Here is an 18,343-nt window from a genome sequence, read left to right as displayed (position 1 = left end):
AATATCGGCATGAATATTGAACAAAAACTCTATCAATCAGCAATAGACTTGATAGAAAAAAGATACCCTTCTGGTTGGGGTGGGGCTTCGGCAATGTACACTGAAGATGGTCAAATTTTAACTAGTGTAGCACCAGATATTATCAATGCTTCTACTGAATTGTGTATTGAAACGGGTGCAATTCTTGAGGCACATAAACTTAATACAAAGGTTACTCATACTATCTGTATTGTAAGAGAAAATGAAGAATCCGAATTTACAATTTTAACCCCTTGTGGTGTATGTCAGGAAAGACTTTTTTATTGGGGAGAGAGTGTAAAAGCAGCTATAACTAACCAAGATGGTAGACTGGAGTATAAAACATTAAAGGAAATCCAACCATATCATTGGTATAAAGCTTATGAAAAGTGATTGCTAAACTAGCTCATAGAAGCTTGTATAGAGACATCTCTTATAAGATAAACATAACCTTTTATTAAGACATACCAAATTATAAACAAATATTGATTAAACATATAAAGGGTGTTGGGAAATTTTTAGTTTTCTCGACACCTATTCTCATTATCTTAAGAAAAGTATTATATAAGAAATGAATGTTTCAAAATCAATCTATTTTTACGTGAAACATAGATTAATCTAGTCATTCACCAAAATGAAGTGGAGGTGTGTTATAAATGTTGCATAAATGGGAGGGAATTGTTCTCAAGGCTAGAGCATACGGAGAATCCAATAAAATCGTCACATTGCTGACACGTGAAGCAGGTAAGGTAGCCGTTATGGCACGTGGTGCGAAAAAACCGACTAGCCGTTTAGCAGGTATTACTCAACCTTTTATGTACGGCCTGTATTTAGTGCAGCGAACAACGGGGATGGGCACTTTGCAGCAGGGGGAGCATTTGAATGCGATGCGCACAATGCAAACTGATATTCATGCAACAGCCTATGCAAGCTATGTCGGTGAGCTGGTCGACCGTTTAGTAGAAGAGGGCGAGCCTCAGCCATTTGCCTTTGAAGTAGTAAGGCAAGCATTACTTGCTATAGATGAAGGCTATGACCCTGAGGCGATTGCTTTATTCGTTGATTGGAAAATGCTGCCCTATGCAGGCGTCCAGCCAATTTTACAAGCTTGTGCAAGCTGCGCATCAACAGACGGTGAATTTGCCTTCTCCTTTTCACACGGAGGTTTTTTATGCCATCGCTGCTTCCATCATGACCAATATATTATCCGACTCTCGCCAACGCAGCTCAAGCTTATTCGGATGTTTTATATGATGCCAATTGAGCAAGTCGGCAAGCTAGATTTAAAGCCCCAAACGAAGATGTTTATTAAAAAAATTGTGACAACAATTTACGAAGAACAGACAGGGATTCGCTTGAAGTCACGTAGCTTCATTGAGCAACTCGGTGCCTGGCACGCAAACAATTCTGAAAATTAAATACAATTCGAAATTGTTAGACATCTATGTGTAGCAAGCGATAAAATAAGGGGGAAGCATGACAAAAGGGGATGGGAGAAATGAAATTACCAGTTGTGCATTTTACGCAAGAGCAGGAGCAGTTTCGGTTAGAGGTGCGTGCTTTTTTACAGCGTCACCTCAAGGAAGGGACATTTCGAACGAAGTGTGATTCATGGTTAAGTGGAAGTGACCCTGTTTTTTCTAAATTAGTAGCAGAACAGGGCTGGATTGGGATGACTTGGCCGCAGGAGTATGGTGGGGGCGAGCGTAGTACGATTGAACGCTATATATTGACAGAGGAGTTTTTGGCTGCGGGTGCACCAGTTGCAGCCCATTGGTTTGCAGATAGGCAGACAGGTCCTTTGCTGTTGCGCTTTGGTACGGAGGAGCAGCGTCAATTGTTTTTGCCTAAAATTATTCGAGGGGATTGTTTTTTTGCGATTGGCTTAAGTGAGCCGAATAGTGGCTCTGATTTAGCATCTGTCCGTACAAAAGCAGAGAAGGTAGAGGGTGGCTGGCTTGTGAATGGGGCGAAGACGTGGACGAGTAACGCTCATGATGCGCATTATATGGTGACACTTGTGCGTACTGCACCCTATGACCAAGTGTCTAAGCACAGCGGCTTAAGCCAGTTAATTATTGATTTGCATGCGCCCGGTGTGACGATTACTCCGATTCCTTATTTAACGGGAGAGCGACATTTTAACGATGTATTTTTTGAAAATGTGTTTGTGCCAGATGCAATGGTTGTTGGCACGATTGGTAATGGTTGGGCACAGGGGTTAGCGGAGCTTGCCTTTGAGCGCAGCGGTCCAGAGCGTATTTTAAGCACATTTCCGTTATTGAATGAACTAATTATTGAATTAAAACAGGCATATGACACTGTTGGTTTAGCTACTGCTTCCAAGCTATTAGCAGAAATGTGGAGCTTACGTAATTTATCAATTGGCGTAGCGCAAGTATTGGAGGAAGGCGGTGAGGTGGCAATTCCAGCAGCGCTTGTAAAAAGCATTGGAACGAAGTTTGAACAGAAAATACCCGAAATTGCACGCCTACTTGTCGCAACATACCCACGCTTGCAGGCAGAACGCGCCTTTGACCGCTATATGGCGGAATCAATTCTACATGCACCCGGCTTTACAATTAGAGGTGGCACATCAGAAGTGCTATATGGCATTGTCGCAAAGGGGGTTGTTGCACAATGAGTGAAATGCTGGAATTTGTAACAGAGGTCGTTGAGAAAATATATAACGACCTTATTACAAAGGAAACTGTTGACTTACTAGAGGAAGGTAAATGGGCTACTACATTATGGCAACAGCTAGTTGACAATGAACTATTGAAAGTCGCGATAACAGAGCAGTACGGAGGAGCAAATGGGGATATAGCTGATTTACTAGCACTCTATCAACTAACTGGCTATTATGCCGTACCTGCACCCGTACTTGAGCATACGCTCGCTAATTTTATTTTGGAATACGTAAGGCTTACACCGTTTGAATCTATTACAACGATTTCTTTTAACGACAAGCAGATGCTAACAATGACAAATGGCAAACTTGATGGCAACATTCCCAATGTGCCGTGGGCGAGAAGTGCACAGCAGCTCGTAACTTTTGCTCAAGAGGGAGAGGTGCTGAAGCTAATTGCCGTAGGTCTAGCACAAGCAAGCATTGTACAGGCAACAAATTTAGCAGCCGAGCCGCGTGATACAGTGAACTTCCAGCAAGCTGAAATCATTGCACAAACGGAAATCAACGAGCAGCAACTTCAAAAGCTAATCAAATATACGACAGCCGCAAAGCTAGCTGCACTGAGTGGTGCTCTCGATAAAGCCTTTCAGTTATCAATAAGATATTCAAAGGAACGTGAACAGTTCGGTCGCCCGATTCATCGCTTTCAGCTTGTGCAGCAGCACTTGGCTAATCTTGCAGGAGAGGCAGCAATTGCGACGGCGGCGATTGAAAATATGGCAGGGGCATTAGTAAATGAGACCGAGCGCTATGAAGTAGCTTTCACAAGCATTCGTTTAGACGAGGCAAGCAAAATCGTAGCAACTTCTGCTCACCAAGTTCATGCGGCAATTGGTGTAACCTATGAGCATAGCCTACAGCATTACACGCGTCGCTTATGGGCATGGCGTGAGGAAGGCCTTACAACGCATTACTGGCAAAAGCAACTGGCAGATGATTTGCTACAAGTAGAGAATGTTTGGTCATGGATGACAACGAAATAAGGGGGACTTGAAAATGGCTGACTTATTATTCGATGTACAGGACGGAGTTGCGACAATTACGCTCAATCGCCCTGAAGCAATGAACGCTTTTAGTGAGGATATGCTAACGAGATGGATTCGGGCACTTGAAACGGTGCGCGACGATGAGGCAATTCGTGTGCTAGTCGTTAAGGGCAATGGCAAATGCTTCTGCGCAGGTGGTGATATTAAAGCGATGGCAGCAGGCAAAGGCTTTTTTGACAGTGAGGACGACATTACATCGACAGCGCTCGCCCGCAAAAATTCTTTATGGAAGCGCGTACAGCGTGTGCCACTACTTTTAGAGGAAATTGATAAGCCAGTCATTGCCCAAGTGCATGGCTTTGCATTTGGTGCAGGGCTTGATATGGCTTTAATGTGTGACATTCGTATTGTCGCACAGTCGACGAAATTTTCGGAGAGCTATGTCAATGTTGGGATTGTGCCGGGAGACGGTGGCGCGTACTTTTTACCAAAGTTAGTAGGGATTGATAAAGCATTAGATATGTTATGGACAGCACGTGTACTGTCAGCGTATGAGGCAAAGGAGGCGGGACTTGTCACATTCGTTGTGCCAGATGAAGAACTTGAACAATATACGCGAAGCTATGCAGAAAAGCTTGCGAATGGACCGACAACCGCCATTCAATTTATTAAGCGCGCAGTATACCAAAGCCAAACAATGTCCTTACGCTCATCTCTAGACTATATTTCCTCGCAAATGGGGCTCGTTACAGAGCTTGCTGATTTTAAGGAGGGCGTGCAGGCCGTTGTGGAGAAGCGCAAGCCAAAGTTTATAGAGTGAGGAGGAAGGGCTGTAGGATTATCCTATAGCCTTTATATGAATGAAGTTTATAATCAATAATCAAGCAAATCGAGTCGTTGTCGTACTCCATGAAATATATGGTATTAATCGTCATATCCAATCATATGCACAGCGTTTAAGCCAGATGGGCTTTGATGTAGTATGCCCGAATATGTTGCAAGACGACAATGTTTTTCCATATGAACAGGAACAACAAGCTTACTACAATTTTATGGAGCATATAGGCATTGAGCAAGCAGCACAGCAAATTAAAATACTATTAGAGGAACTCATGCAAAAATATGAAGCAGTATATATAATGGGTTTTAGTATCGGGGCGACAGTGGCATGGTTATGTAGCGAATTAAACGGAATTCAGCATATTATCGGTTATTATGGCTCACGTATCCGCAGTTACCTAGATATCACACCACATTGTCCAGTGACATTATTTTACGGAAATGAAGAAAAATCATTTGATGTAAAGATTTTGATTGAAGCTTTACGGAAAAAAGAAGTGCGGGTGTTTGTGTTTGAAGGAGCACATGGCTTTGCGGATAAATGTGCGGATGCTTATAATGAAAATTCTAGTCAGCAAGCATCGCAGAAGACAGCATATATTTTAGATAAGGCCTAAAGATAATAGTAAAAACAGCTATTGAAAATAATGTTTTCAATAGCTGTTTTGGATACATCATTCATTTTATCAAACCGTCTTCTATTATATTTTATATAATAATGTATCTGTCTGGAAGCAGCTTGATTCGAATACCGCTTTACTTTTGTTATCTAAATTTAATAAAATCGAATGAGAGTTTTGTAATATAGTTCGAGCTTTGTAGATAAAATTCGCTATTTATTAAGCAAATTATCCTTCACCTCTAGTCCCGAATGGAATTTCTACACAAAAGGCAGCCATCTTCTATAATTTATAATTGAGTTTCCAAATATTCCTCCATATCAAGCACCTCAATAACATTCGACCAATGCAATACAGTTCCGACGAAATCTCGGATATCTAAGCCAGTCATTTCATAGGTGTTGGCGTTGTTTACTGTATTTGTAGCATCCTCGATAAATGTTGTGCGGAACCCGCGGTCATAAGCCGCAATCGCTGTAAATTGACAGCAAAACTCCGTATTAAAGCCTGAGATATATACATGCTCAATATTTAAACTTGCTAACAGCTCTTGCAAGTTTGTTTGATAAAAAGCACTTGGTGTTTGCTTAACAACAAGATGCTCAATATATGGCTGAAAGCGTGCAATAATATCAGCCCCTTTTCCTGCATGGTGGAGCACACTTTCTTTGGCATTATCGGTATGCTGAATGAAAATAACAGGTTTTTGCTGTTCTTGAAATGCTTGAATCAATTTTTCGATATTCGCTAATGTATCATCACAGTGTGTGAGATTAACCAATCCATTTTGTACATCAATTACTAATAAAGCTTGCATATTGTTTCCTCCTCAAAATTGAATTTAAAATGAGGATGTAGTAAATGGTGGTGTTTTCATATAGTTGTTCTCTCCTTTATTAAGCAAAATATTGATAATAGACGCTTTTTGCCTGTTGTATGTCGGCAGTGCCGTGCACGAAAACGCGCCCATCCTTAAATGCGGTGAGCTGATAATTTTCTACATTGAAGCTAATGAGAAAATCATTGAAATGTGTTATTTTCTCGGAAGTTAGCTGCTTTTTTAACGCATATAAATCACGCATTTTATAAACAGGGCGAATTTGAACTGTGTCGCGACCACATAGTGAGGCAAATTTTGTTGTGGCATTGGGCTGCAAAAATGGATATGTTGGTTTTTCTCCGCATGTTGGGCAGATTTGCTTTTTTAGTGCATCCACCTTGATAGAGGAGAAGGTGTTTAGCCACACATCAATTGAAAAAACGCTTCCGCGCATCGCGGTTTCATTATTTGTTAAATATTTCAATGCCTCTGCTACTTGTAGGGCTGCTGTTACTTGTGAGGCAGAGGCTAAAATCCCTGCCATGTCACAAGTTGGTCCTGTAGTAGGTAATCCACCCATTATACAGTGCAGGCAAGCAGTTTTTCCTGGCTTAATGAAAAAGGAAAGGCTGCTTGATGCAACGCACGCACCATAAATCCATGGAATCCTGTATTTATGAGCAATATCATTGATGATAAAACGAATATCGAAATTATCTGTACCGTCAATTATCAAATCAATAGATTGTGTTGCTAGTATATGCTCAAAAAGTTCGACATTGGCTTCCTCGTTATAAGCATGGATTGTCAATGTATGATTAATTTTCTGTAAGCGTCTTTTAGCGGCGGTCGCTTTTGGTAAACGGGCGGTCACATCGGCTTCACTGTATAGCATTTGACGCTGCAAATTAGATAAGTCGACGAAATCTCGGTCAATCAGCGAAATCTCACCAATCCCTGCCCGCACTAGCAAATCAGCAATTGTTGCACCAAGTGCTCCGACACCAACGATGAGGACATGCTTTTCAGCAAGAAGAGCTTGTCCAGTAGTGCCAATTGGGAGAAAGCGCTCCTGTCTTGAATAACGGCTCACCTGCTTATACCTTCTAATGGACTAGATGCTGTTGCATACATTTTTTTCGGTATGCGTCCAGCTTCAAAGCTTTCGCGTCCAGCAATAATTGCATGCTTCATAGCTGAAGCCATTTTTACAGGGTCTTTAGCTCCTGAGACAGCGGTATTTAATAATACGGCATCCGCGCCAAGCTCCATTGCCTGAGCCGCATCTGCAGCGGAACCAATACCAGCATCAACAATAACGGGCACCTTTGCTTGCTCGATAATAAAGGATAAATTAAGTGGATTGACGATTCCCATACCTGACCCGATAGGAGAAGCACCTGGCATAATAGCGTGACAGCCTAAATCTTGTAGGCGCTTTGCTAGCAACACATCATCGGAAGTGTATGGTAAGACGATAAAGCCTTGCTCCAATAGCATTTCTGTAGCACGTAATGTTTCTACAGGGTCCGGTAGTAATGTTTGATTACAACCGATGATTTCGACCTTAACCATATCACATAAACCAGAGGCTTTCGCAAGGTTAGCGATGCGCACAGCCTCCTCTGCATTTTTCGCGCCTGCTGTATTTGGTAAGAGTGTATAGTTTTGTACATCGATTTTTTCTAAAAAATTTGGCTGTGTTGGCTCAAAAATATTCATACGACGCACAGCAAATGTTAAAATTTCTGTTTCAGATACTTCCACCGCTTCTTTCTGTGTAGCAAAATCTTTAAATTTCCCTGTGCCTAATAAGAGGCGTGAATTAAATTGATATGGTCCGATATGTAGCATGATTATCCTCCTCCTACAAATTGTACAATTTCGATATGGTCATCTGCTTTAATTTCCTTGCTGTCACGTTCCGCAGGCTGTAAGATTTCCGCGTTTACTTCAACAATGGCAAGCTCTTTATTGAGCTGTAAATGTTCTAGTAATTGGACAACAGTTGTAATAGATTGTGGTACTTCCATATTGTGACCGTTGACGTATAAGCGCAAAATGCACACCTCCTTTAAATCGTAAAGCGTTGCAATGAAAAAGGCGCTAACCGTTGCTTTGCTACGCTATCACCCAATAAGAATTGACTAAACAAAAGCCCAGTAATGGCACTTAATAAAATACCGTTGCGATAATGTCCTGTGCATATAAATAAATTGCTATATTGCGTAGTACCCATAATTGGAAGTCCGTCTATTGTTTGTGGCCGCACACCACACCAAGTTTCGACAATCTCAGCCTTCGTTAGTGATGGCATCATATGAATAGCTCGGGATAATAAAGAATAAATGCCACCGACAGTTACTGCATCATCTTCTAGCAGAGGATAGCTCGTAGCACCAATCAATAAACGATTATTGTGCTTTGGTACGATATAACAGCCATCTGTTGAAAAAATGGTTGCCTTCGGTAGCTGTGCCGCTTTTACCATTAAGCATTCCCCTTTTACTGGGTGCACCGGGCAAGTAATATGAAGTTTGGCTGCAAGCTTCGCTGTCCAGGCACCCGCAGTCAAAACAGCTTGCTGAACAGCGTAGTGCTTAGAGGCTGTCTGGATATGTGTAACTTGTTGTTGCTCTTTCTCTATCGCAATAACTTCCTCTTCAATTATATTTGCGCCAAGCTTCTGTACAGCGAGTGCTAAAGCCTTTGTTAAATTTCTTGCATTTACTTGATGGTCCTCGTATATATGGAAGCCCTCTGTAATAGAATGACCCAATAAAGGTTCGCATTGCTGTAACTCTGTTTGATTTAGCCATTGTACAGAGGTAGGGTGGTCCCGATATAAAAATTGATACTGCTGCTGCAAATTTACTCTAACTTCCTCAGCAGCTGCAATTTTAATTAGCCCGGAAGGTAATAAACCAACTTCTTGCCCAGTTAAATGTAATAGCTCCTCGGCGAGTGATTTGTGTAGCTCTCGACTTTCCAGCGCTAAATGATAAAGGGGCGAAGGGGTGTGAAATTCATTTTGACCACCAAGCATACCCCCAGCAGCGAGTGATGCTGTCGTTGTTTTTTCTGTATGGAAAATCGTCACAGGCTGTTGCTGTTTTAATAATTGATAGGCGATAGATAATCCAATAACCCCACCACCGATAATCGTAAAGCCTTGACACTTCATAAATTGCTCCCCTTAGTTAAAAAACATTGATATTGCGGCATAGCCCTGTGCGCCGACCTGCATCACTTGTTGTGCATTGCTGCTTGTTATACCACCGAGTGCAAGCACGGGTATTTTGACAGTACGGCATGTTTCAGCAAGTGCCTGAAGCCCTAGCGCTGGTACACTTGGTTTACAGGTTGTTGGAAAGACAGGAGAAAAGTATAAATAATGCATACCTCTTTCAGCACTTTGTAACGCTTCAGCCTTTGTATGCGTAGATTGCCCACATATAAAAGGATGCTGTGTCACATTTACAGCCTGATTTGCTGCAAAATGACAGCCAAGTAAGTCGTATTTGTAAGCGAGCTCCACATATGTATGAATGATTAATTGCTTTGCACTTATACCAGCCTGTAAAAGTGCGGCAATTGCGTTATCGATTTCAGTAAGTGAGAGCTGCTTTTCGCGAATAATAATGGCATCAACACGAGTAGCGACATCCTTTATTTGGTCAATTGTTTGTGGTGTAAAGCCTTGACCACTCGTAATAGCATGAATCATTTTAGTTTCCTCCAATAAAAAAACGTTACTTCTCCCATAGGAAAAGTAACGCTTACTTAAAAAATCGTAACAAATAATAGGCGACCACTTTCCTACGCTAGTATCAACTAGATCAGGTTCCAGGAATCCCAAAGTTTACTTTGATCTCAGCCGTTCACAACGGCACCTCCAGTGGATGGCTATGCAATTAGTTAACAATATAGCATATGTTTTCTAGAATGTCACGATGGAATTATCAGTTAATTCATTACTATTGAAATGTGTGATTCTTGATAGCCCGTGCTTATACGAGGAAATGATTGAAAAGGGAATAAAATTAGCTCAAAAATATGATGCAGAATATAAATATATTGAATGCTACCTTGATGATTTTGAGGAAATCAATCATCGTTTAAAAAGCAGAGAAAAGATGCTCAGTCAAATTAGTGAAATTCGTTCGAAGGAAGGCTTTTATGCTACGCTTAACAGTGCAAAAAAGCCAATCGATTTCAAATGTTTAGTAGTTGATACAAGTCAGCCGATAGAAAGATATATAGAAAATGTCATTCGTTATATTAAATTTCGTATGCCAAGGGGAATTAAATGGAATTAAAGTAATTTATCCCTAAGACGCTTACGGTTAAGTGGGAGCTCCACTGCGCATAAAAGCCCAATTGGTTCAACTAACAATCAGTGAGGATGAGGAAAACCCCCGCTGATTAAATTTTCTCTTTATACGATAATCATGGTTGTGAGATTATAAATGTGGATGAAAAATTACATAAAAAGCTATTAGATTTTTTCAAAGAATGGAGGCATCAATCAAAACCATGATGAAGGCGAAAAGGCGAGGAATAATACGAAAACTGAAGCTTTTAATTATTGGGCTACTAGTTGCTGCGCTGTTCTCAGGCATTATCTTTCCATATTCAATTTTTAGTGTATATCCGACTGTCGCAGTAGAGACTAATGAAATGCGTCAGCAGAAATATAAGGAGGATTTAGCGGTTTTGCAATCGCTATATGAGGAAAAAGCGCTGCAACCAGATTATGTTGTGTCTTATTCGATTTCCTTATTGGCATTGTATGAGATGAGCTGGCTGACAGATTTCAATAGACCTATGAAACGTGCGCAGTGGGGACAAATTTTAACAAATGTTCAATCTGCCAAAAATGCTCTTATTCATTTAGGTTTTCAAGAGTCGATGCTTTCAACTGAGGCGAAAATGTATTTAGAACAAATGGTCGATTTATTAATGCACATGGAGGAAACAGTAGCTTATCATATAAATAAGCAGGGTACTTATTCGCGCAAACGTATAAATATTGCGATTAGCAATTTACAAAATGATATCGCCTTTTCATTAGGGCTCTATACTCGTTTTTGGCAAGAATATTATAATGATAAATAGGACTAAGTGATTGGGTGAGGAGCAACTATTTTACTAATTTTAATGTTTATTTTACAATGATAGTAGATTTACATAGGAATGGGGAGCAGCTATGGTAAAAGAAAAATTATTTTCTCGTGAAATAAAATTTTGGAAAAGTTTAATATTTAAAATGATTTTAGCTGTAGGGCTAAGTTTATTTATTAGCTCACATATTTCACAATTTATTAGTTTACAAGTTAGTAAAGTAATTGAATTAGATGGTATTGCGGGCGTTGTAATTAATACATTCATTTCATTATTTATCGGAACAGTAATTATTGCGCTATGTACACGCTATATTATTTTAAAGCGAATGAATCGAGTACTAAAGGCAATGGCACAGGCAGCTGATGGTGATTTAACAGTACGTATTGACGATAAATACAAAGATGAAATAGGGCAATTGTCAACAGAGTTTAATCATATGCTAGAGCAAATCGGAACAGTGATTGAAAAAGCAAATAAAGCCTCGACAGATGTAACAGCTTATACTCGAGAGTTTGCGGCGATTACAGAGCAAAGTAGCACATCTGTCGAAACGATTTCTAACTCTATTCAAAGTATGGTCGTTGGCGCAGCGGGGCAGTTAGAGCAGATGCAAAAATTATCAGAATCATCGGATTTAATTAGCAAAGAAATGGGTCAGGTATCCTCTGTCGTCCAAGATGTAGCAGATGTAGCGGCTGAAACGAACCAAAAAGCAGATTTAGGAATAGAGCTAATTGAGCAAACCATTGAAAAGATGAATACAATTAAGAAGTCTGTGAATGAATCGACAGAAGTTGTCAATGCATTAGGCGAGAAATCGAAGGAAATTAGTTCGATTTTAGCGTTAATCACAAGCATTACAGATCAAACTAACTTATTAGCTTTAAATGCTTCAATTGAGGCAGCACGTGCTGGAGATGCCGGAAAAGGGTTTGCAGTTGTCGCAGATGAAGTAAGAAAATTAGCAGAGGAATCGGGTAGAGCAGCTGATGATATTCGTACATTAGTTGATGATATTTTAAGCCAAACATCCAGCGCAGTAACAGCAATTAATAGTGGTACAAAGTATGTGGAAGAAGGGCGAGCATCGGTTGAACAAACTGGGGAAGCCTTTAAAAATATCGTAGAATATGTAGCTAATATTAGTACACGTACAAATGATGTAACAGACATTGTGCGTACAGTAAATAATAAAACAAATGAAACGAGCCATGTAGCGAACGATATTGCGGAAATTGCAAATGGTATTACGCTAAGCTTACATAATATTATGCGTTCTGCTGAACAACAAACAGCAGCTAATGAGGAAATTGCAAGCTCTGCAAATGTATTGGAAACGATGGCGAATGACTTACAGTCGGAGATTAGTCAGTTTAAGGTGCAATCGTAATAAAGGATGGCGTCTGAAAAGCTATTTTGAAACGGTCTCTTTGCAACGAGTCAATGTTTTATGTGTCGAAAGTGAAGCAGCAGGTACAAAAATGTTTAGCAAATATTTAGTATAAAAGCTTAGGCTGTCCGAAAAGGAATACTTTTCGGACAGCCTTTTTGGTAATTTAGTAAAAGCTTACTCCACCTATAGACGATGGATAATCAATGGAATTATTATGCATAAAAAATTTTCCGTTTATTATTTTAAAATATTTTATTGAATAGAGAGGGTAATGATTTTTATTTTCTGCATAAGAGAAAGAAGTTGTGTATTAAGTGATATTGTAGAGAATTTTTGATTGTTTATCAGAGTGGGGAATTTAAGTTCTTTATTTTTCTAATAAAAAAATTATATTTATAAAAATAAAAATTGAATAAAAATTTAGAATATTCATTGAAATATTCTATTAACAATGGTAGCATTTAGTTTGAATTCCTTAAAAATAATAGGGAAGTAAAAATGGAGGTATACTAATGGGAAAATTGAAAGGATTACTATTTTTGGTATTAATGCTACTTTCCATAATTCTTGTTGCTTGTAATAGTGACGATGTGGAAAATAGCGAAGTTAATACAGATGCAAATACTTCGGGTGAGCAAACAGAAGCGGTTACTGGTGGCGACCTAGTATTGGCGACACTATCAGATGCGGCAAATCTTGACCCACATTTATCAACAGACGTGCCATCTGCCTCCGTGTTGTCCAATATTACAGAAGGACTTGTAAAGAAAAATCAAAACGATGAAATTGTAGGGAGTCTAGCGGAAAGCTGGGAAGCAATTGATGATGTAACTTGGGAGTTTAAGCTTGTAGAAGGTGTTAAATTCCATGATGGGGAAGATTTTAATGCGGAAGTTGTAAAGAAAAACTTTGAACGTTTATTAGATCCAGAGATTGCAGCACCACGTGCGTTTTTATTTGAATCTATTAAAGAAGTTGAAGTTGTTGATGAATATGTAGTGCGCATTCATACGCATTATCCATTCGCTCCACTTATTAACCACTTGAATCATCCAGTAGGTGTAATGATTTCACCGGCACAAATTGACGCAGATTATGAGTCGATGGCTGCTGGTAATAGCCCGGGGCAATTAGTAAATATGGAAGGGCCAGTTGGTACAGGCTTTATGAAGTTTGATTACTGGACAGCAGGGGCGGAAATCAAGCTTGTTAATAACACAGAATATTGGGGGCAAAAGGCATTTGTCGATTCTGTAACAATTAAAGTTATTCCAGAAAGTGCGACACGTGTTGCGGAGCTAGAAACAGGAAATGCGCATATTATCGAACCAATTCAACCGAATGAAGTGGCACTTGTTGAATCTTCTCCGAACAGTGTAGATGTTGCACCAGGTTCGTCTTTGTCATATGTTGGATTCAATGTAGAAAAAGAGCCGTTTAATGATGTTCGAGTACGTCAAGCAATTTCGATGTTAGTTGATCAACAAATGATTATTGATGGTATTTATGATGGCTTTGGGGAGGCAGCAATCGGTCCTTTAGCGCCAAATGTATTTGGCTATGATTCTACTTTACAGCCGTTAACATACAATCTTGAAAAAGCGCAACAATTGCTGACAGAAGCAGGATTTGCAGATGGTTTTAAAACAACAATCTGGACGAATGACAATCCACAGCGTCAGAACATTGCGATTATGCTGCAAGAAGAGTTAAGAAAAGTTAATATTGATGCTGCTATAGAAGTTGTGGAATGGGGAGCATATTTAGCAAAAACAGGCGCAGGTGAGCATGATATGTTTATTTTAGGCTTATCTAACCCAGTTGGAGATGCGGATTACTTCCTAACACAATTATTCCACTCTAAAAATAAGGGAGACCCGGGTAACCGTACTTTCTATGAAAATGCAGAAATTGATTCACTATTAGATCAAGCGCGCGAAGAAATTGATACAACAAAACGTTTAGCGTTATATAAAGAGTTGCAAGAGCGCTTAATCGAAGAAGCTCCAATGGTTTATGTGCACCACCAAGCCTATTTATCTGGCGTGAGTGAACAAATTGAAGGCTATTGGATTAACGATTCTGGTCACCATAAATTACAAAATGTGAAGTTCGTAAAATAAAACGAAAAGCGCATGAAATCAAAGTGTTTGAATTTGATTTCATGCGTTTTTTATTTAGCCACAAATTAATGACTTGTAGAGAAGAAAAACCTTATTTATTAGGTCTAAAGTACTAATTCGCTCATAAACAAGTGACTTTCGCTCGTAAAGTAGGAGAACTCGCTCGTAAAATCCACAAATTCGCTCATAAAATGCAGAGAGGGGAAGCGCGCCGCTTCCCCTCAACCCATATTAAAATAGCAGGTGCTTTTCGATATAAGCTTTAACTTCTGTTATCGGCATACGGATTTGGTCCATGCTGTCGCGGTGGCGTACTGTTACTTGGCCATCTTCTTTAGAGTCGAAGTCGTATGTGATGCAGAAAGGTGTGCCGATTTCATCTTGGCGGCGGTAGCGTTTACCGATTGATTGGGATTCATCGAAATCCACAGGGAATGCTTTGCGTAAGTTTGCCCATACTTCGCCTGCTTCCTCTGATAGTTTTTTCGATAATGGTAAAACAGCCGCTTTGAATGGTGCTAGAGCAGGGTGGAAGCGTAGAACTGTACGCTTATCATCACCTTCTAGCTGCTCCTCATCGTAAGCGTCACATAGGAATGCTAGTGTTACACGGTCAGCGCCTAATGATGGCTCGATGCAGTATGGCACATAACGTTCATTCGTTACAGGGTCGATATATGTGAAGTCCTCACCAGAGTGCTCCATATGCTGTTTTAAATCGTAGTCTGTACGGTCAGCCACACCCCATAGCTCGCCCCAGCCAAATGGGAAGCGGAATTCGATGTCTGTCGTTGCGTTTGAATAGTGAGAAAGCTCATCTGCTTCATGGTCGCGTAGACGCATAGATTCCTCTTTCATGCCAAGGTTTAGGAGCCAGTTTTTGCAAAACTCTTTCCAATAAGCATGCCATTCTAGGTCTTCACCTGGCTTGCAGAAAAATTCTAGCTCCATTTGCTCGAATTCGCGTGTACGGAATGTGAAGTTACCCGGTGTAATTTCATTACGGAATGATTTGCCGACTTGCGCGATACCGAATGGTGTACGTTTACGCATTGAGCGCTGTACGTTTTTAAAGTTAACGAAAATACCTTGTGCTGTTTCAGGGCGTAAATAGATTTCATTCGATGAAGATTCTGTTACACCTTGATGTGTTTTAAACATTAAGTTGAATTGACGGATATCTGTGAAGTCGATTTTACCGCAATCTGGACAAGCTACCTCTAGCTCCTCCATCTTTGCCTTCATTTGCTCAAAGCTCATACCGTCAACGATAATTTCCTTACCTGTTTTTTCTAAAGAAGCATCTTCGATTAATTTATCGGCACGATGACGTGCTTTACATGCCTTACAATCAATCATTGGGTCGTTGAAGTTTCCAACGTGACCAGAAGCAACCCATGCCTTTGGATTCATTAAAATAGCTGCATCTAAGCCAACGTTATGTTCAGACTCTTGAACGAACTTTTGCCACCAAGCTTTTTTAATATTGTTTTTTAACTCCACTCCAAGTGGACCGTAATCCCAAGTGTTTGCTAAGCCTCCGTAAATTTCAGAGCCTGGGAAGACAAATCCACGATGCTTTGCAAGTGATACGATTGTTTCCATTGATTTTTGTGTCATGAAAATACCTCCTATTGTCATGCCCGTTGGAACGAAAAAAAGCATTCGTCTCCGGGCGTATTATGCCCAGGGACGAATGCTGTCATGTACAGAATCCGCGGTTCCACCCTGATTGCTCAAACATCGCTGCTTGAACCTCTTTCGAAAAAATAGCTCCTGAGTGCCGTTTCTCTTTTCGGCGTAGGCTTGCACCAATCCCTACTCGCTAAGGTGAAAAGATACTTATAGCTCAATCATCGCTTAATATATATGGTTTAGTATACAACAAAATTTTTTTTGTGCAAGTGCTATAGCCCCAATTCTTTTCTTCGCAATCCACTTTGAAATAGTATATAATAATAACGTAATCAGTATAACATTATTAAAAGCAGGTGAGTCAAAATCGAACTCAATAAACGTCAAGACGCTATTTTGCAAATTGTAAAGGAAAACGGTCCAATCACAGGAGAGCAAATTGCAGAGCGTTTAAGCTTAACGAGAGCAACATTGAGACCAGACTTAGCAATATTAACGATGGCTGGTTTTTTAGATGCAAGACCACGTGTTGGTTATTTTTATGCAGGCAAAAAGAACACAAAGACATTAACAGACTCCCTTATGAATTTAAAAGTAAAGGATTTTCAATCTGTACCAGTCATTGTTTCTGAAAATATGACCGTTTATGACGCTATTTGTCATATGTTTTTAGAAGATGTAGGTACGTTATTTGTAGCGGATCAAAATAATTGTTTACAAGGTGTTTTATCACGTAAAGATTTATTGCGTACGAGCATCGGCTCACAAGACTTGAATAAAATTCCTGTACATATTATTATGACGCGCATGCCAAATATTGCGTATTGTACAAAAAGTGATTTTTTAATTGAAGCTGCTAAAAAATTAATTGATCGTGAAATCGACTCTTTACCTGTAGTAAATGAAACGGTGAATGGCATTGAGATTATTGGTCGATTAACGAAAACAAATGTGACAAAAGCCTTCATTTCACTTGCACAAATTCATGAATTGTAGGTGATGTTTTGGATAATCTGATTTTTTTTGTGGTCTCAGATTCTGTAGGTGAAACAGGGGAATTATCAGTTAGAGCGGCGGTTAGTCAATTTAGACCGACCTTTCAAAATGTAGAAATTCGCCGTTTTCCACGTATTAAAAGCTTTGAAGAGCTTCACGAAGTTGTGCAACTCGCTATACAGGAAAAGGCAATCATTGTTTATACATTAGTAGAAAAAGAGATGCGGCAAAAGCTCTATGCCACTGCTTTAGCACAACATGTCGCAGCGATTGATTTGCTCGGTCCGATGATAGAGCTATTGGAGAATTCAATCAAACAGGCACCATTAGAGCGACCGGGGCTTATGCATAAATTAGATGATGATTATTTTAAGCGGATTGAGGCAATTGAATTTGCGGTAAAGTATGATGACGGTCGAGACCCGCGCGGTGTGCTACTTGCTGATGTCGTTTTAATAGGTGTTTCAAGAACATCCAAAACGCCTTTATCACAATATTTAGCACATAAAAGCTTAAAAGTAGCAAATGTGCCACTCGTACCAGAAGTCGACCCACCAGCTGAGCTTTTTGCAGTAGACCCTAAAAAATGCTTCGGTTTAATTATTTCACCTGAAAACCTCAATGGCATACGAAAAGAGCGCTTAAAAACGCTCGGCTTAAATGATGATGCGATTTATGCACAGCATAATCGCATTCAACAGGAAATTGAACATTTCACTCGTGTTGCTAACCGTATTGGCTGTGAGGTAATCGACGTGACAAACACAGCAGTGGAAGAAACAGCAAATGTTATTTTGGATAAAATACGTGCAAGGGCATAAGCTACCTCTATCCGAAAAGGATGAGGTTTTTTAGTGTGCTAACAAAAATGTATGGCTAAAATGAAATAATTGTTTTATAATAATAAAATTGTGGTAAAAATATTTAGAAGTAGAGATATTTATCTTGATTTAGTGAAAAATGCCCATCTTAAAAGATAAGTCAGATGAATGCTCCATTGGGTATTTGATTTACGTGAATGGTAGGACACTCACTAAATTCAAATAAAGCCTCCGGCAGATGTCACAAATTTTGAAGAAGAGTTTTCGAACTT

Annotated in this window: 19 protein-coding genes and 1 riboswitch; of the genes, 12 read left to right on the top strand and 7 right to left on the bottom strand. The window is 39.8% G+C overall.

The features are described from left to right. Positions 1 to 9: 9 nt before the first annotated feature. The 6 genes from MHH70_RS04615 to MHH70_RS04590 all read left to right on the top strand — a co-directional run bounded on the left by MHH70_RS04615 (position 10) and on the right by MHH70_RS04590 (position 5,153). Positions 10 to 411: a cytidine deaminase gene (locus MHH70_RS04615; RefSeq protein ID WP_107942486.1), complete on the top strand. Its 402-nt coding sequence runs from the start codon at positions 10 to 12 to the stop codon at positions 409 to 411. 263 nt (positions 412 to 674) lie between these two features. Beyond that, complete coding sequence (recO, locus tag MHH70_RS04610; protein ID WP_066164010.1) at positions 675 to 1,436, top strand: DNA repair protein RecO; 762 nt, start codon at positions 675 to 677, stop codon at positions 1,434 to 1,436. Positions 1,437 to 1,516: 80 nt separating this feature from the next. Next, positions 1,517 to 2,662, top strand: coding sequence for an acyl-CoA dehydrogenase family protein (locus tag MHH70_RS04605; RefSeq protein WP_342472682.1), 1,146 nt, complete (start codon positions 1,517 to 1,519; stop codon positions 2,660 to 2,662). Then, the gene (locus tag MHH70_RS04600) at positions 2,659 to 3,693 is read left to right on the top strand and encodes an acyl-CoA dehydrogenase family protein (RefSeq protein ID WP_342472681.1); all 1,035 of its coding nucleotides are present in this window, start codon (positions 2,659 to 2,661) and stop codon (positions 3,691 to 3,693) included. The genes MHH70_RS04605 and MHH70_RS04600 overlap by 4 nt, the downstream gene beginning before the upstream one ends. A gap of 13 nt (positions 3,694 to 3,706) precedes the next feature. Beyond that, positions 3,707 to 4,516, top strand: a complete 810-nt coding sequence (locus MHH70_RS04595; protein WP_342472680.1) for an enoyl-CoA hydratase/isomerase family protein — start codon at positions 3,707 to 3,709, stop codon at positions 4,514 to 4,516. Positions 4,517 to 4,556: 40 nt separating this feature from the next. Then, positions 4,557 to 5,153 (top strand): dienelactone hydrolase family protein, encoded by a 597-nt coding sequence (locus MHH70_RS04590; protein WP_107942490.1) that lies wholly within the window; start codon positions 4,557 to 4,559, stop codon positions 5,151 to 5,153. A 292-nt stretch (positions 5,154 to 5,445) separates the two neighbouring features. Here the strand turns inward: MHH70_RS04590 and MHH70_RS04585 are convergent, their stop codons facing one another. The 6 genes from MHH70_RS04585 to MHH70_RS04560 form a co-directional block, all read right to left on the bottom strand. Beyond that, positions 5,446 to 5,973, bottom strand: a complete 528-nt coding sequence (locus MHH70_RS04585) for an isochorismatase family protein (protein ID WP_066163996.1) — start codon at positions 5,971 to 5,973, stop codon at positions 5,446 to 5,448. A gap of 79 nt (positions 5,974 to 6,052) precedes the next feature. Further along, positions 6,053 to 7,069, bottom strand: a complete 1,017-nt coding sequence (locus MHH70_RS04580; RefSeq protein WP_342472679.1) for a ThiF family adenylyltransferase — start codon at positions 7,067 to 7,069, stop codon at positions 6,053 to 6,055. Continuing rightward, positions 7,066 to 7,830, bottom strand: coding sequence for a thiazole synthase (locus MHH70_RS04575; protein ID WP_066163991.1), 765 nt, complete (start codon positions 7,828 to 7,830; stop codon positions 7,066 to 7,068). The genes MHH70_RS04580 and MHH70_RS04575 overlap by 4 nt, the downstream gene beginning before the upstream one ends. Positions 7,831 to 7,832: 2 nt before the next feature. Next, a complete protein-coding gene (gene thiS, locus MHH70_RS04570; protein WP_342472678.1) occupies positions 7,833 to 8,045 on the bottom strand; it encodes a sulfur carrier protein ThiS in 213 nt (70 codons plus the stop codon). Positions 8,046 to 8,050: 5 nt separating this feature from the next. After that, positions 8,051 to 9,160, bottom strand: a complete 1,110-nt coding sequence (gene thiO / locus MHH70_RS04565; RefSeq protein ID WP_342472677.1) for a glycine oxidase ThiO — start codon at positions 9,158 to 9,160, stop codon at positions 8,051 to 8,053. 12 nt (positions 9,161 to 9,172) lie between these two features. Continuing rightward, complete coding sequence (locus tag MHH70_RS04560; RefSeq protein WP_342472676.1) at positions 9,173 to 9,703, bottom strand: thiamine phosphate synthase; 531 nt, start codon at positions 9,701 to 9,703, stop codon at positions 9,173 to 9,175. A gap of 72 nt (positions 9,704 to 9,775) precedes the next feature. After that, a riboswitch (TPP riboswitch) is annotated at positions 9,776 to 9,883 on the bottom strand. A gap of 46 nt (positions 9,884 to 9,929) precedes the next feature. On the opposite strand from MHH70_RS04560, the gene MHH70_RS04555 reads away from it, so the two are divergent. The 4 genes from MHH70_RS04555 (at position 9,930) to MHH70_RS04540 (ending at position 14,619) form a co-directional block, all read left to right on the top strand. Further along, on the top strand, positions 9,930 to 10,295 hold the full coding sequence (locus MHH70_RS04555; protein WP_342472675.1) for a hypothetical protein: 366 nt from the start codon (positions 9,930 to 9,932) through the stop codon (positions 10,293 to 10,295). A gap of 217 nt (positions 10,296 to 10,512) precedes the next feature. Then, positions 10,513 to 11,094 carry a hypothetical protein gene (locus MHH70_RS04550; protein ID WP_342472674.1) on the top strand — a complete coding sequence of 194 codons (582 nt, stop codon included), beginning with the start codon at positions 10,513 to 10,515 and terminating at the stop codon, positions 11,092 to 11,094. A gap of 91 nt (positions 11,095 to 11,185) precedes the next feature. Continuing rightward, complete coding sequence (locus tag MHH70_RS04545; RefSeq protein ID WP_107942497.1) at positions 11,186 to 12,493, top strand: methyl-accepting chemotaxis protein; 1,308 nt, start codon at positions 11,186 to 11,188, stop codon at positions 12,491 to 12,493. Positions 12,494 to 13,008: 515 nt separating this feature from the next. Next, complete coding sequence (locus MHH70_RS04540) at positions 13,009 to 14,619, top strand: glutathione ABC transporter substrate-binding protein (RefSeq protein ID WP_342472673.1); 1,611 nt, start codon at positions 13,009 to 13,011, stop codon at positions 14,617 to 14,619. 231 nt (positions 14,620 to 14,850) lie between these two features. On the opposite strand, the gene MHH70_RS04535 is transcribed toward MHH70_RS04540, so the two are convergent. Further along, positions 14,851 to 16,239, bottom strand: a complete 1,389-nt coding sequence (locus tag MHH70_RS04535; protein ID WP_342472672.1) for a glycine--tRNA ligase — start codon at positions 16,237 to 16,239, stop codon at positions 14,851 to 14,853. A gap of 381 nt (positions 16,240 to 16,620) precedes the next feature. Between MHH70_RS04535 and MHH70_RS04530 the strand changes: the two genes are divergently transcribed. Further along, positions 16,621 to 17,250, top strand: a complete 630-nt coding sequence (locus MHH70_RS04530) for a helix-turn-helix transcriptional regulator (protein ID WP_235616047.1) — start codon at positions 16,621 to 16,623, stop codon at positions 17,248 to 17,250. Between the two features lie 8 nt (positions 17,251 to 17,258). Beyond that, the gene (locus MHH70_RS04525) at positions 17,259 to 18,071 is read left to right on the top strand and encodes a pyruvate, water dikinase regulatory protein (RefSeq protein ID WP_107942500.1); all 813 of its coding nucleotides are present in this window, start codon (positions 17,259 to 17,261) and stop codon (positions 18,069 to 18,071) included. Positions 18,072 to 18,343 lie beyond the last annotated feature (272 nt).

The sequence above is a fragment of the Metasolibacillus sp. FSL H7-0170 genome, from assembly GCF_038593115.1.
Taxonomy (GTDB): domain Bacteria; phylum Bacillota; class Bacilli; order Bacillales_A; family Planococcaceae; genus Metasolibacillus; species Metasolibacillus fluoroglycofenilyticus.
This window is presented reverse-complemented; position numbering and strand designations above follow the sequence as displayed.

Excerpts from the sequence above, each read along its gene's own strand:
- MHH70_RS04615 (WP_107942486.1), top strand. The coding sequence starts at position 10 with ATGAATATTGAACAAAAACTCTATCAATCAGCAATAGACTTGATAGAA.
- recO (WP_066164010.1), top strand. The coding sequence starts at position 675 with ATGTTGCATAAATGGGAGGGAATTGTTCTCAAGGCTAGAGCATACGGA.
- MHH70_RS04605 (WP_342472682.1), top strand. The coding sequence starts at position 1,517 with ATGAAATTACCAGTTGTGCATTTTACGCAAGAGCAGGAGCAGTTTCGG.
- MHH70_RS04600 (WP_342472681.1), top strand. The coding sequence starts at position 2,659 with ATGAGTGAAATGCTGGAATTTGTAACAGAGGTCGTTGAGAAAATATAT.
- MHH70_RS04595 (WP_342472680.1), top strand. The coding sequence starts at position 3,707 with ATGGCTGACTTATTATTCGATGTACAGGACGGAGTTGCGACAATTACG.
- MHH70_RS04590 (WP_107942490.1), top strand. The coding sequence starts at position 4,557 with ATGAAGTTTATAATCAATAATCAAGCAAATCGAGTCGTTGTCGTACTC.
- MHH70_RS04585 (WP_066163996.1), bottom strand. The coding sequence starts at position 5,973 with ATGCAAGCTTTATTAGTAATTGATGTACAAAATGGATTGGTTAATCTC.
- MHH70_RS04575 (WP_066163991.1), bottom strand. The coding sequence starts at position 7,830 with ATGCTACATATCGGACCATATCAATTTAATTCACGCCTCTTATTAGGC.
- thiO (WP_342472677.1), bottom strand. The coding sequence starts at position 9,160 with ATGAAGTGTCAAGGCTTTACGATTATCGGTGGTGGGGTTATTGGATTA.
- MHH70_RS04560 (WP_342472676.1), bottom strand. The coding sequence starts at position 9,703 with ATGATTCATGCTATTACGAGTGGTCAAGGCTTTACACCACAAACAATT.
- MHH70_RS04555 (WP_342472675.1), top strand. The coding sequence starts at position 9,930 with ATGGAATTATCAGTTAATTCATTACTATTGAAATGTGTGATTCTTGAT.
- MHH70_RS04550 (WP_342472674.1), top strand. The coding sequence starts at position 10,513 with ATGATGAAGGCGAAAAGGCGAGGAATAATACGAAAACTGAAGCTTTTA.
- MHH70_RS04545 (WP_107942497.1), top strand. The coding sequence starts at position 11,186 with ATGGTAAAAGAAAAATTATTTTCTCGTGAAATAAAATTTTGGAAAAGT.
- MHH70_RS04540 (WP_342472673.1), top strand. The coding sequence starts at position 13,009 with ATGGGAAAATTGAAAGGATTACTATTTTTGGTATTAATGCTACTTTCC.
- MHH70_RS04535 (WP_342472672.1), bottom strand. The coding sequence starts at position 16,239 with ATGACACAAAAATCAATGGAAACAATCGTATCACTTGCAAAGCATCGT.